At 31.9% G+C, this 13914-nt stretch carries 11 protein-coding genes and 1 pseudogene; 9 read left to right on the forward strand and 3 right to left on the reverse strand.

The genetic code is table 11. The annotated features are described in order from the left end of the window. The first annotated feature begins 263 nt into the window (after positions 1–263). From rho to AAGD26_RS03390, 5 genes and pseudogenes are all read left to right on the forward strand, one after another. Positions 264–1616, forward strand: a complete 1353-nt coding sequence (gene rho / locus AAGD26_RS03370) for a transcription termination factor Rho (RefSeq protein WP_341752234.1) — start codon at positions 264–266, stop codon at positions 1614–1616. 20 nt (positions 1617–1636) lie between these two features. Next, a complete protein-coding gene (gene mdh, locus AAGD26_RS03375) occupies positions 1637–2584 on the forward strand; it encodes a malate dehydrogenase (protein ID WP_341752235.1) in 948 nt (315 codons plus the stop codon). A 22-nt stretch (positions 2585–2606) separates the two neighbouring features. Next, positions 2607–3352: pseudogene (locus AAGD26_RS03380) on the forward strand (YaaA family protein). A gap of 122 nt (positions 3353–3474) precedes the next feature. Beyond that, a complete protein-coding gene (locus AAGD26_RS03385) occupies positions 3475–4419 on the forward strand; it encodes a hypothetical protein (protein ID WP_341752236.1) in 945 nt (314 codons plus the stop codon). Positions 4420–4684: 265 nt separating this feature from the next. After that, positions 4685–4840 (forward strand): hypothetical protein, encoded by a 156-nt coding sequence (locus tag AAGD26_RS03390; protein WP_341752237.1) that lies wholly within the window; start codon positions 4685–4687, stop codon positions 4838–4840. A 618-nt stretch (positions 4841–5458) separates the two neighbouring features. Here the strand turns inward: AAGD26_RS03390 and AAGD26_RS03395 are convergent. The 3 genes from AAGD26_RS03395 to AAGD26_RS03405 are packed head-to-tail and all read right to left on the reverse strand — an operon-like array spanning position 5459 to position 8896. Further along, entirely contained in the window at positions 5459–6760 is a 1302-nt protein-coding gene (locus tag AAGD26_RS03395; protein WP_341752238.1) for an NAD(P)-dependent oxidoreductase, read from the reverse strand. 15 nt (positions 6761–6775) lie between these two features. Further along, positions 6776–8092, reverse strand: coding sequence for a hypothetical protein (locus tag AAGD26_RS03400; RefSeq protein ID WP_341752239.1), 1317 nt, complete (start codon positions 8090–8092; stop codon positions 6776–6778). Between the two features lie 60 nt (positions 8093–8152). After that, complete coding sequence (locus AAGD26_RS03405; RefSeq protein ID WP_341752240.1) at positions 8153–8896, reverse strand: class I SAM-dependent methyltransferase; 744 nt, start codon at positions 8894–8896, stop codon at positions 8153–8155. Between the two features lie 181 nt (positions 8897–9077). Between AAGD26_RS03405 and AAGD26_RS03410 the strand changes: the two genes are divergently transcribed. The 4 genes from AAGD26_RS03410 to AAGD26_RS03430 all read left to right on the forward strand — a co-directional run bounded on the left by AAGD26_RS03410 (position 9078) and on the right by AAGD26_RS03430 (position 13913). Further along, the gene (locus tag AAGD26_RS03410; protein ID WP_341752241.1) at positions 9078–9725 is read left to right on the forward strand and encodes an HD domain-containing protein; all 648 of its coding nucleotides are present in this window, start codon (positions 9078–9080) and stop codon (positions 9723–9725) included. A gap of 654 nt (positions 9726–10379) precedes the next feature. Continuing rightward, positions 10380–11447, forward strand: a complete 1068-nt coding sequence (hflK, locus tag AAGD26_RS03420) for an FtsH protease activity modulator HflK (RefSeq protein WP_341752242.1) — start codon at positions 10380–10382, stop codon at positions 11445–11447. A gap of 6 nt (positions 11448–11453) precedes the next feature. Further along, a complete protein-coding gene (gene hflC, locus AAGD26_RS03425; protein ID WP_341752243.1) occupies positions 11454–12311 on the forward strand; it encodes a protease modulator HflC in 858 nt (285 codons plus the stop codon). 45 nt (positions 12312–12356) lie between these two features. Beyond that, a complete protein-coding gene (locus AAGD26_RS03430; RefSeq protein ID WP_410520637.1) occupies positions 12357–13913 on the forward strand; it encodes a Do family serine endopeptidase in 1557 nt (518 codons plus the stop codon). Position 13914 lies beyond the last annotated feature (1 nt).

The following is a 13914-nucleotide window of genomic DNA, read 5'->3' on the forward strand; positions in this document are numbered from 1 at the left end:
AGTCTAATCATTCGAGTAGTAGTCTAACCTTAATCTTTAAGTAACTTGACTTTCGTAGGTTTCGTGATTCTCCCAGTTTTTAAAGCAATAGACCTATTTCAAAACTAGCTATGAAAGGAATTTCTACTAAAAAATTAATCAAAAAATCGTAAGTAGTACTGGTGTACATGAGAATTCCTTCGATTAATTCTAACAACAAAATGACTTAGAAAGAATAAAGTTTCTAGAAAAGTTTGATCTTAACTAATCTAAAAAAAATAGGTATGACCCAAAATACAGTTACTAACAATAAGAAATCACCTGATATTTATTATAATAATAATACTCAGTATGATAATCCTAATAAAGATGGTATTGTTATCATCAATCTTAAACAATTAAAACGTAAGTCACCTGAAGAATTGCAAATACAAGCAGAAAATCTTAATATTGAAAATTCTAGTGCTTTGCTAAAACAAGAGCTAGTCTTTGCTATACTCAAGAAATCTGTTGAGCAGGGTGATTTGATTTCAGGAGAAGGCGTACTTGAAATTTTACCTGATGGGTTTGGCTTCCTTAGATCTCTAGAAGTAAATTACTTAGCCGGTCCTGATGATATTTATATTTCCCCAAGTCAGATTCGTCGTTTTGGACTACGTACAGGGGACACGGTAGAAGGGCAAATTAGAGCTCCAAAACCAGGAGAACGTTATTTTGCCTTGTTAAAAGTAAACAAAGTTAATTTTGAAGACCCTTCTAAGGCATATCATAGAGTACATTTCGATAATTTAACACCACTTTATCCTGAAGAAAAATTATCCCTAGAGCTAGAAGATAATAGTAAGGATTTTAGTACAAGAATAATTGAATTGGTTGCTCCTATGGGTAAAGGACAACGTGCGTTGATTGTTGCTCCACCAAGAACGGGAAAAACTGTTCTATTGCAAAATATAGCTCATGCTATTACCACCAATAACCCCGAAGTATTTTTAATTGTTTTGTTAATTGATGAACGCCCAGAAGAAGTTACTGATATGCAACGTTCAGTGCGTGGTGAAGTAGTTAGCTCAACTTTTGATGAACCCGCTATTAGACACGTTCAGCTTGCTGAAATGGTTATTGAGAAAGCTAAAAGGTTGGTCGAGCATAAAAGAGATGTAGTAATATTGGTTGACGCAATAACAAGACTTGCAAGAGCTTATAACACTGTTGTACCCTCGTCTGGTAAGGTTCTTACTGGGGGAGTTGATGCAAATGCTCTGCAACGTCCAAAAAGATTCTTTGGAGCGGCAAGAAATATCGAAAGTGGTGGTTCATTGACTATAATAGGAACTGCTTTAATTGAAACCGGTTCTCGTATGGACGAGGTAATCTTTGAAGAATTTAAAGGTACTGGTAATTCTGAAATAGTCCTCGATCGTAAAATAGCTGATAAGCGTGTTTACCCTGCGATTGATATTACTAAATCTGGTACACGTAAAGAGGAGCTATTGGTTGATAAAGCCATTTTAACCAAAATGTGGGTTCTTCGTAGAATCATTAACCCAATGGGAACTATCGATGCAGCAGAATTTTTAATTGATAAACTTAAAAACACTAAAACTAATACAGAATTTTTTGATTCAATGAATTCATAAAATGCTTTTCAGGAGGAAGTATGGCTAAAAGAACAAAAATTGCTTTAATTGGTGGTGGAAAGATTGGCGGAACACTTGCACATTTGATCAGTCTTAGAGAACTTGCTGATATAGTTATGTTTGATTTATCTGAAGGTCCTTCGCAGGGTAAGACTTTAGATATATCACAAGCTGGAGCAATTACTGGATCAGATATAATTGCTAAAGGTACTAACAATTATAAAGACATAGAAGGTTCAGATGCTATAATTGTTACAGCTGGAGTACCACGTTCACCTGGAATGAGTCGTGATGATTTAATTAATGTTAATACTACTGTTATAAAAACTGTGGCTAGCAACATTAAGCAATATGCACCGAACGCTTTTGTCATTGTTATAACCAATCCACTTGACGCTATGGTTTACGTAATGTTAAAGGAAAGTGGACTAGCTAGCAATATGGTAGTTGGTATGGCTGGGGTACTTGACTCATCAAGATTTAATTTTTTCTTAGCCAATGAATTTAATGTTTCCGTAGAAAATGTTAGTAGTTTTGTACTTGGAGGTCATGGTGACTCAATGGTTCCTTTGGTTAGATATTCGACAATTAACGGCATACCAGTTTTAGATTTAGTAGAAATGGGGTGGTCGACGAAAGAACGTATTAATGCGATAATAGATCGCACAAAAAATGGTGGTGGAGAAATTGTTTCACTACTTAAAAATGGTTCTGCCTATTACGCTCCGGCAACTTCTGCTATTGAAATGTTAGAGAGTTATCTAAAAGATAAACGTAAAATATTAAGTTGTGCTGCTTATCTTCAAGGAGAATACGGAGTAAAAAATATGTATGTCGGTGTGCCGGTTATTATCGGTAAAAATGGCGTGGAAAGAATAGTAGAAATAAAATTAAATGATGAAGAACAAAATTTATTTAACAAATCAGTAGATGGAGTTAGGAAGTTGATTGAATCAGTTAAATTGTAAATTTCTTGTCTAAACTACAGATATGCTAAGTATAATTTCACCAGCTAAGACTCAAGATTTTATCTCGGAAATACCGGATTTACCATGTACGCAGCCGCATTTCCTTACTAAAATGCAGTATCTCTTACAGATATGTAAAAGCCTATCACAAAATCAGATCAGGCAATTAATGGGGATTAGTGATAAACTGGCTGAGCTTAATTATCATAGATTTCAAGATTTCGATAACCATCCTCAAAAGCAAGCGATATTTGCCTATGATGGGGATGTTTATGATAATATTGATAGACGCAGTTTCTCTAAAGAGCAATGGGATTTCTTGCAAGGACACACGTTAATTATATCAGGTTTATATGGACCACTAAGAGTTTTAGATAAAATAAAACCCTATAGGCTAGAAATGTCAACAAAATTGCCAAATTTAGAAAAATTATCCAGTTTTTGGCAAATTGATATTACCAATTATCTAAATCAAATATTAGCAACTCACCAAAATAAATATCTAATCAACCTAGCCTCTAATGAATATTCCTCCGCCATAAATCAAAATGATCTTAAATATCCAATAATTAATATATATTTTAAAGAAAAAAGAAATAACAAATAATAGCTATAAACTCCAAAAAAGCTAGGGGTAGCATGCTTAACTTTATTGCAGAAAATCTTATAGACGTACCTGAAAAATTAAAACAGTTCTCTAAACAAAACTATTATTATAGTGAAACTGAGTCTTCCGATAAAGATTGGGTATTTGTGAAAAATGAATAAGTTGTAATATTACAACTACATTTAAATTTAAAGATAATAACTTGGAATTATATATTAGTTATATTTAAATTCTTTACTATTCTGATTATTATTTATTAGTAGTTTATAAAATAGTAGTATCTATGCAATTTAACCGTAACAGAGCAATTATTGGTTTCCTTAAAGCCAATGAAGGTCGGAAATTTACTTCTAGAGAAATAGCTGCATGGCTAGTAAAAACTTATCCTGAGGAAGTCAAGAGAAAAGCGGAGAACAGTAAATGCAAATCAATACTCAATGTAACTGATCCAGCAAAAATAGCTCAAATTATTATAGTACTCTTTAGTGGAGAAATGACTAAAGAACGTAATGAAGCCATACAAAAACAAGAGCCTGGTATTAAAATAACACAAGAGTGTCCGCGCAAATATTATTTTACTAAAAAAACTGATCAAGCGGAGATAGAAGAAGATGAAAAATGGTCAAACATAAAAGAAAAAGAGGTGTATCTAAAGCTTTCAGAATTTCTTTGGGATGAGCTTAGTATTTATAACATGACTATTAATGATAAACGTTCTTCAAATCGTAGTGGTACTAATGCTAATAAATGGTTATATCCCGACCTAGTGGGAATGGAGGCTATGACGAAAGGTTGGGCAGAGCCGATCAAAGATTGCGTCAAACAATATGCGGATATAAAAGCTAAACTTTGGTCTTTTGAGGTGAAAGTAACAATTAATCACTCCAATGTAAGAGAATCTTTTTTTCAAGCATTATCAAATTCGTCATGGGCTCACTATGGATATTTAGTAGCTTTCTCTCTAGTAGAAAGCAAGGATAGTAACACTTCTCGTGAACTGGAAATTCTTTCTGCTAGGCACGGTATAGGATTCATTTTATTAAACATAAACGAATCCGAAAAAGGTCGAATACTAATTCCTGCTAAAGAAAGATTAGAGATTGATTGGAATATGGCTAATAGGCTCGTTAAAGAAAATCCGGATTTTGAACATTTTATAAAAGAAGTAACTTCTTTTTATAAAACCGGAGAAACTAAACGCTCCGACTGGAAAAATGTGAATTATTAAGGCTCTAGGCTCTGTCCAATTGATTGTGTGTGCGTCAAGATAAGGTGCATTAATCTTACGGATGAAAATCCTATTATGGAAGGAGTAGATAGCTCCACCATATAGCGAGTCTTGTGCAGCTGAAGGTAACGACAGTAGTAAAGCGTAGACAACGAAACATCCGAGCCGAAACCAAATCTAACAGTTAGCCTTAAGTTTTAATTGCAAGGATTAAAAAGAAATAAGATAATATTAAATTTTATTTTTTAAGATTTGAGGTAAGCAATTGGATAGTTTGGGACTAGGAGAAGGAAGTAATAAGTTATTTTTTGAATCAGAATTTGAAAGTTTAGTTTTAAAAGATCAACGTCTTAAATCAAAAGCTTTAAAGATTTTTACAGCTCTAATGGCAAAATTTACAATCTACCCCAATTCAGGATAAGAATTAACTAATTCTTATCCCGAATTGGCTTTAATATAAGGAAAAATGCATTCTTAAAGCGGTTTTGCAAATGCATTTTAAACCTTTCTAAAGCTAAAAACATGTCATGTTTTTAGCAAAATATTAATTTAACAATCAGATGCAGAGCCGTCTCAAATCTGATTGTTTCAATAATTTTACCGAATTTGGGATAAGAATTGACAAATTCTTATCCCGAATTCGCGTAATCTGTATTAAGAATCTTTTTGATAATCCACAAGATCAAAGACAATCTTATGATTTGTTAATAGCAAAGTTAACAATGATTATTTAATAGAGTCGCATTTTAGGCAAACTACTGATAGAAATAACAACAATAATGATAATTTATTGCTAGTGATACAAGACAGTACTTATCTTAACTTTACTAACCACAAAGCCAAGATTGACATTGGTATAGTCAATTCAGGAGAATTTGGTGACGTCGTCGCTCGCCTATTATCTATAGGCTTCGCTCCTCATCTTCGAGATAAATATGAGCAAAAATTATGCTATAGAAGTGGATTATCATGCGGCGGGTGGGAAAACTGAACCTCATTTCCATCAACTTTTTATCTACTCTTAATCGGAAATTTAGGTTTATAGAAAATATCGTGAGATAATATCATTACTTACATATTCTCCGCTAGAGTTATTTTTAATCCATTCTTCATCCAAAAAATTCATAACTACTAAATCATTAGAAAATTTGTACTTTTGATTATATACTAATTCTTTCACTATTGATTTTTGTATTTTAGGATGTAACATATATTGTTGTGGCTTGTGATTAACCTCTTGAACTAAATGAAATACTGCTTGCACGATTCCACCAAGTAATAATCCTCGAGTAAGTTGTATATCATTGGCTGGCACAGATTCTCCAGAATTATCCAAATTTACAGGGTATCCTCCTCTAAAAATATTGAACGTTGCACTATCTGTAGAATATTCGATATTATCCAATACGTTAGAGGTATTAATAGAAGAATTATCTTGAATAATATGCAGTAATGACTGAAATTCTATATCTTGTGATGAGCAACTAATTAGATTCTTTGTTCCTCGTATTTTATTGACGTCAAGAGATAAAGTAATATCTTCTCCTGTACAACCAAAAATATACTCAGATTTTTGAAATAAAGATAGAATATTATTTGTAGTTTTAATCTGCTTCATAAGATTATACTTACTGTCAGATCTATCATATATTATTACTTTATGATTTAAAGATAATAATTTTTGTGCAATAGCTCTCCCTATAGCTCCAAAACCTACTACTCCACATACAAGAGTACGAGATTGTAAAGGCAAAATTTTATCAAGTTTTCGTATGACGGTCTGAGCAATCATTGGAGACTCTAATATTTGCTTTGCAGCAGAATAAGCAACGTTAATAAAAGGTAACGTGGTATAATTGTTTTTAATAATATGAACAACCCCTGATGATGTCTGCTCTACAGCAAAGACCTTGTAATTATCACTTAGTAACTTTGGAATAGTTGTTGTACATTTACTACCATCATCTAGTATGATAATAGTGTCAGATTTTACATTTATTATGGTAGTAGCAACATTAGTCCACATATTAGCTATATCTGTATTAAAATAATAGTTAAAATAGCCAAATTGTTGCGGTTGGGAACTAGGATAGTAATTTACTCCCATTTCTATAAGTTGGGCAATTACTATAGGACAATTTGAGTATATTTTACCCATTATATGAATATTATTCGGCTTAGCACCTAATCTGATAAGAGATTTTATTAAATCTATTGTTGTAAATAACAAATGTTGTACACAAACAAAGGTAACATTTTTTAAATTAAGATACTTACATCCTTTTAATTTATCTATTATACTTTGTAGAGTTTCTAATATGGGTGTATTTAAATTACTCATAATAAACTCAAAAAATTACTCATTATTACAGATAGCAATACAACCATTAAAAAAACTAGATGAGGAGCAAAATACTCTTGCTTCCTTACCATTACTATTATACTCTAAAAACCTAGCATCATCTTCAGATATAATTTTACTAGATAATATCTGACCAAATGGATCGTTTCCAGAATGAAATAACTCAAATTTTATGTTTTTAAGGGAATTGGCACTATGATTCTCAATTTGGTGAATAGTATTTATTAAAATATCTAATAATCTTTTAATCTCTCTTTGATCTTCAATTATACTCGGAGGATTTCTACAATAAGGAGAGCTATTAAATAGAGTAGGAAAGCTAAGAGAATAATAGACTTTACTATTTTTAGTAAATTTTGCTGGTTGCATAATATTTGGTATATAATCTTTTAGATTATAATCATTTACATATATTTGCTGTATTAAACTCATTGGCAAACCTGTATCATCCGTAGATGGCTTAAATGCTACAGCAGAACCTTTAGAAATCAAAATTAAATGTCTAACAGTGTCTATTAGATATGATCGTGGTTTTAAATTACGTAGATTAATTGCATGAGTAAAAAATGACCATAATAAACTAAAATCTGTAAAATCTTCTAACAATTGAAATTGTTTCCAACATTGAGTAACTAGATAATTATAAAAACCACTATATCCAAGATCATTTGGTTGAAGAAACCACTCATTAGAAAATACTAAAATGCTATTATTCCAATTTGAATTATGAAAATACTTATTAATATCTACAAATGTCTGCCAATGATCTGACAAACCATAGGGAGCATAGATATCAGCCCCTAATTTCTTTTTAATCCTATTATGACCCACTGTATCAGAAATACTTGGAATCATGACAGTAGAGCGAGCTCCAGCTGACACATTCCAAATAGGCATATCTAATGAAGATGTTTGGTTTAACATATGCATTAATTCAAATAGACCAAAAAGTTCACCTGTCAAAAGAACATTAAGGGAAACAATTCTATTTTGTATCTGAACAAATACTTCGGTCAAACTATTAAGAATTAAGGATAAGGGAATATGGCCATATCCCAACTTCTTTTTTAGAAATTCTGGAATTCTTGAGTCATTTATAGAAATTAGTTTGCCGTCTTTAGTTGGTAGATGAAACTCCCCCCTATTAACAATATATGCTCCATAAGGATATTTTATTTTGAATAAAGAATATCCTCCACATTGATTAACATTATCACATTTTTCTGTCAATTCAGGATTAACCTTATACACTTCATCCTTAACTTCAGACCATTTTACTTCTTCAATACTAAAATTCAAGTCTTCTTCCATACCAAATTCTCGTATAATTAAATAAACTTAAAGTGATTAAAATTGGTGAGTCTATTATATTTATTTCTCTGCCTCTATTAATAAGAGTATATTAGATTCTTTTATAAGGTTAAATTCTTGTTCTGTAAAGCTCTGTAAAGCATTTTCTTTTAAAAACAAGTTATGTTTCCTCACATTCTTGAAGCCCAATTTTTCCATTAATCTCTTTATAGTATCAAAATCCATATGATAGCACGTTACAACACAATCATTTGTAATACTAATTTCTATGGGGCAACCATCCGTGTACTCATCTTTCAAAAACTTCGTGGGAAATTTTAATATATCAAAAACCTCTGGATAAGAATATGCACTTATAATATCTAAAGTGCATATTACAACTTTTCCTCCTTGTTTTAAGCATTCATAACAATTTTTAATAAATATTTCTAATTTACTTAAAGCATCTATATATAAAATCACAAAGATACTATATACAATATCGTATTCATGTTGTCCCAAAATTGCAGAACTTTCAACATCAGAAAAATCTAACACATGTAACTCAATATTACTATTTTTGATATTTTCTTTACATAGCTCTACTTGATAAGGAGAAATGTCGCACCCTACTAATTTCAGTGGATTATCAGCATAGAAAATTTCTAAATATCTACCAAATCCACAACCTATCTCCAATAAAGTCTTGTCTCTTACATTTCCTATAATATTTTTTACGTGTGGGTTAATAATATAATTATTAAATCTAAATTCCTTAGTTTCTCTATAAGAATCAGTAATAGCTCTTAATTTCCAGTTATTCATAATTTTACCATTGAACAATTAGAGGAACTGCTTTTTATTATTTTAACATAAGAATTAAAATTAAAAAGCACTAAATTACAATAGCATAATTTTAGCATGCTATTCTCGCCCCCTATTTTCAGTCTTACCAAGTGTGTTTATATATGGTTTCTTTATATTTATTATAAAAATACGAGACTTTATGAGAGATCAGAATTATTGGCAAATAAAATTCAAAATGTGTCAATACTCAAAAAGATTGTTAAACCAGCTTTTAATATTAAATAAACATATTAAAGACAAGGTGGATATTATTGAAATTAAGAAAGCAATATATTATGCTAGGAAATATCATGCTGACCAGAAAAGACAATCCGGAGAGCCATATTACTCACATCCAATAGAGGTAGCTTACATGGTTGCTACTTACACGGCTCAAACACGTCCACGATTTTTTAGAACAGACATGATAGTTACCTCATTACTTCATGACTGCCTTGAAGATACAAATATAACTGAAGAAACGATTAATATTATCTTTGGTAGTAAAGTTGCTAATCAAGTTCAAGACTTAACTAGAATAAAACTAGAAAAAAAGATTAGTGTCGTGGAAATGATTAATTCTTTATTTATTCAAGGAAAGTCAGATATATTGATTATTAAAATTTTTGATCGTTTGCATAATATGAGAACTCTTTACGCAAAATCCTCTGAAAAAATTGATAAAACAGTTAATGAAACTTTATGTTATTTTGTACCACTTGCTATGCATCTTAATATGAATGATATAGCAAACGAATTAATTAATATATCTTTAAAATACCTATTAAGTCGTAACTATAAATTGTAAACAGTGTTTGACCCTCTAATAAAAATTAACCATCTAATACCATTTCCGAAAACTAATCATCACATCATCGTATTTCATGATCTCCGCTCCTCACGTACTAGTTGTCATATCTTTACCCACATCTTTTAAAAGCGGCATACTTATTAGGCTTTAAAAATACATCTTTGATATTAAAACCTGATATGTATAACCTATTTAAAAAGATGTGGGTAAAGATATGACTAGTTGTACGCTCCGGTACACAACTGTTGAAAGTTTACAAATATAGTCAATTCAGGAGGATTTGGTGCTAGGAGCGATGGAGCGACGCCTATATGTAATAGGCGAGCGACGAGTGACGACGTCACCAACTTCTCATCAATTGACTATACCTATACTAACCTGAATTCGATGTAACAAGTTACATCGAATTCAGATTCAGGAGTAATTTTAGCATTAATCTAGTAGTAGGTCCATGTAGTTCTAGTACTTCTATATTTTCATAAGCCTCAGATGCTAGAAATGTTATAATACAGGTGTTGATTTTTTAGTAACGAGCCTTGACGCGGTTAGATATACAAGATATAATTATATACTAAATTTCTTTTATAAGATATTAGTGCTAACTATATTTAGTGATATAATATACAAATTAACAAAAAGCAATAGTAGAAAATGTTTAATCGAATATATACTCAGGTTCTAAGAAAATCCCCTTGGGGAGATTCTGAAGAGGAAGAAAAAAGTGAATATAATATATTTACTAGGCCAAGGAAAAAAAATAAGTTTAACCTTAATGATTTCTATAATAAGTTTGGCTTCAACAATAACATAATGGTGTTAGTTTTGTTGTCGTTAGTTGCTGTTTGGTTTGCCTCCGGAGTTTATGAAGTTAAGGAAGGAGAAGAAGCTGCAGTAATGAGGTTTGGTAAGTTTGTTCGTAAAGGATTCCCTGGTTTGAATTATCACCTTCCATTACCGTTTGAACAGGTAGTAGTTGAGAAGGTAAACCAGTCTCGTAGAATTGAGATCGGCTATAGATCAACAAGTAGCCTTAGGTCTAATGTGGACAACACCAAAGCTGTGGCTGCTGAAAGTACTATGCTTACTGGCGATGAGAATATTGTTGCACTAAATTGTGATATAATGTGGCATATTACTGATTTAGAAAAATATATTTTTAATATTGTTAATCCAGAAGATTCTGTAAAAACAGCTGCTGAAAGTGCTATAAGAGAAGTTATAGGCAATACTCCTATCTCTTCGATATTATCAGACCAAAAACAAGAAATCACTAATAAGATTGAAGCTTTAACACAGAAAATCCTTGATCATTATAATGCTGGTGTTGGTATTGAGAAAGTGCAGTTACTAAAAGCTGAGCCGCCAGCTGAAGTAATTGATGCTTATAGGGATGTACAAACTTCTAAAGCCGATAAAGAACGTGAGATAAATCAAGCACAATCCTATAATAATGATATTTTACCTAAAGCTAGAGGGCAGGCAGCTAAAATTGTCCAAGAAGCAGAAGGTTACAGACAAGAGGTTATCTCAAGAGCTGAAGGAGACAGCAAAAGGTTTGCTGCTGTATATACACAATATGTTGCTAATAAGTCAATAACTAAGGATCGCCTTTACTTAGAAGCTATAGAAAATATTCTAATGGATACCAGCAAAGTTATTATGGGTACTAATGGCGTTTTGCCGCATATGGCAATTCAGCAAAATAAAATTAAGGAGTAGTGCTGGATGAAGACAATTTATTATATAAGTTTCGTAGTTTTCGGATTATTATTATCAGTTACCAGTGCTTTATTTACTGTTGATCAACGCCATTCCGCTGTGGTATTTCAATTTGGTGAAGCAATGAGAACCATTGAAAGTCCAGGATTAAATATAAAGATTCCATTTATTCAAAATGTTGAATTTTTTGATAAACGTATCTTAAATGTAGAGGCGGAAGCAAAAGAGCTAACTGCTTCTGATGGGAAAAGGGTAATCGTAGATGCTTTTGCCAAATTTCGTATTGTTGATCCTGTGATGTTTTACAAAACTGTACATAACTACCACGGTGTTAAAATTAGACTTAATAAAAACCTAGAATCTTCAATGAGAAAGGTTATAGGTAGATTACCTTTGACTAGTCTTCTTACAAGTGCAAGGTCTGACATAATGTCAAATATCTTAAATCAGGTTAATGAGGAAGCAAAGAATTTTGGGCTTGATGTAATTGACGTTAGAATCTTAAGAGCTGATTTACCGAAAGAGAATAGTGCAGCAATTTATCGTCGCATGCAAACTGCTCGTGAAAAAGAAGCTACCCAAATAAGAGCTGAAGGACAAGAAGAAGGGGCTCGTATAAGATCAAGAGCTGACAAAGAAAGTAAAATATTACTTGCTGAAGCTTATATGCAATCTCAAATCATAAAAGGTGATGGTGACATGGAGGCAGCTAAGATATATAATCTTGCTTATTCTGTTGATCCAGAATTCTATAAATTTTATAGATCCTTGGAAGTATATAAAAATACTTTGAAGAAAGATGATACTTCTTTTGTGTTGTCTCCGGAAGCAGAGCTATTTAAATATCTAAATTTGGGTAAATAGAATGACATTGAGAGAGTGAAAATGATTAGTAATTGGGTAGATGATATGGTCCAAAATATTTGTAAGTTTAACAATTTACTAAGGTATTTAATTGTCACTTTTCTGATGACTATGTGGTTGGCATCTTCTGTTTTTGCTGAAAATATCCAACCAAGCAAAATTACTCCTGAGGAATCTAATAATTTACAGTCAGTGCCAATAAAGATACCTGAATCCCATAATTATAGTTTTGCAGACATTGTTGAGCCACTTATTCCAGCTGTGGTAAATGTGTATACAGTACAATATAACCAAAAATTAGAGGATTCTCATAAAAAATCTTTTGAGCGTTTTCCATTCGATCATTTTAATGAACTTTTGGAGCGTTTTAATCTACCTTTTGATTTTGATGAGATGTATTCAAATCCTAAATCTGTTCCCCTTGGCTCTGGTTTTATTATAGATCCTACAGGTTTTATTGTTACCAACCATCATGTAGTTGCAAATGCAGATGAGATTCACATAAAATTAACGGATAATAGGGAGCTATCAGCCAAATTGGTAGGTAGTGACAAAAAAACTGATCTTGCTCTTTTAAAAATTGAGATCGAAACTCCTTTGCCTTTTGTAAAATTCGGTGATTCCAGTAAAGCTAGGGTAGGAGATCAGGTTATTGCTATTGGTAATCCTTTTGGTAGACTTGGAGGAACAGTAACTGCTGGTATTATATCTTCAAAGGGACGTGATATTGATAACACTAACGGTATAGTAGATGATTTTATACAGACTGATGCGGCTATTAATAATGGTAATTCCGGTGGTCCAATGTTCAATATTAATGGTGAAGTTATAGGAGTCAATACAGCAATATTTTCACCTTCTGGGACTAGTATTGGTATTGGATTTGCTATTCCATCTAATACTGCTAAATCAATTATTGACCAGCTAAGGCAAAATGGAAAAATTAATCGCGGTAGGCTTGGGGTAGTAATTCAAGAAGTAACTAATGAAATAGCTGAAGGGTTTGAGTTAAAAGAAGCTTCGGGAGCGTTAGTAGTGGAAGTACAAAAAGATGGTCCAGCTGATAAATTTGGTATAAAACCTGGGGATGTAATAATAGAATTTGCTGGACAACCGGTAAAAAATTCTAGAAGGCTGCAGATAATGGTTGCTGAAACTACCGTCGATCAAGAGGTAAAAATTATCGTTGTACGAAATGGCAAAAATCAAGAATTAAGTGGCAAGATTAGTAGTGAAGAGGATATAGAGCCTAAAAAAGTAAACGACAAGGTAAGCGATAAAACTTCTGATAATAAATTTTCTGTTGTAAAAAATAATGTTACTTTTAGTAATTTAACAGATAACCTTAAACGAAAATTTGCTATTAAAAGTAAAGTTGAGGGCATTATTGTAACTGATATCGCAAAAGATGGAAAAAATTATGGTTTTAAAATTGGTGATTTAGTAATAGCGAGCAATCAACAACCTATAGCTTCTATAGATCAATTAAATATATTGTATGACAATGCCCAATCTATTAAAAAGCAAAATATAATCTTGTTGGTACAGAGACGGGGTGTTTCTATGTTTATAGCCTTGCCAGTTACCAAATCTGAAAATTAGT

The organism is Candidatus Tisiphia endosymbiont of Piscicola geometra, from assembly GCF_964026415.1.
In the GTDB taxonomy this organism is placed as follows: Bacteria; Pseudomonadota; Alphaproteobacteria; order Rickettsiales; family Rickettsiaceae; genus Tisiphia.

Excerpts from the sequence above, each read along its gene's own strand:
- hflK (WP_341752242.1), top strand. The coding sequence starts at position 10,380 with ATGTTTAATCGAATATATACTCAGGTTCTAAGAAAATCCCCTTGGGGA.
- AAGD26_RS03410 (WP_341752241.1), top strand. The coding sequence starts at position 9,078 with ATGAGAGATCAGAATTATTGGCAAATAAAATTCAAAATGTGTCAATAC.
- rho (WP_341752234.1), top strand. The coding sequence starts at position 264 with ATGACCCAAAATACAGTTACTAACAATAAGAAATCACCTGATATTTAT.
- mdh (WP_341752235.1), top strand. The coding sequence starts at position 1,637 with ATGGCTAAAAGAACAAAAATTGCTTTAATTGGTGGTGGAAAGATTGGC.
- AAGD26_RS03430 (WP_410520637.1), top strand. The coding sequence starts at position 12,357 with ATGGTCCAAAATATTTGTAAGTTTAACAATTTACTAAGGTATTTAATT.
- AAGD26_RS03400 (WP_341752239.1), bottom strand. The coding sequence starts at position 8,092 with ATGGAAGAAGACTTGAATTTTAGTATTGAAGAAGTAAAATGGTCTGAA.
- AAGD26_RS03405 (WP_341752240.1), bottom strand. The coding sequence starts at position 8,896 with ATGAATAACTGGAAATTAAGAGCTATTACTGATTCTTATAGAGAAACT.
- hflC (WP_341752243.1), top strand. The coding sequence starts at position 11,454 with ATGAAGACAATTTATTATATAAGTTTCGTAGTTTTCGGATTATTATTA.
- AAGD26_RS03395 (WP_341752238.1), bottom strand. The coding sequence starts at position 6,760 with ATGAGTAATTTAAATACACCCATATTAGAAACTCTACAAAGTATAATA.
- AAGD26_RS03385 (WP_341752236.1), top strand. The coding sequence starts at position 3,475 with ATGCAATTTAACCGTAACAGAGCAATTATTGGTTTCCTTAAAGCCAAT.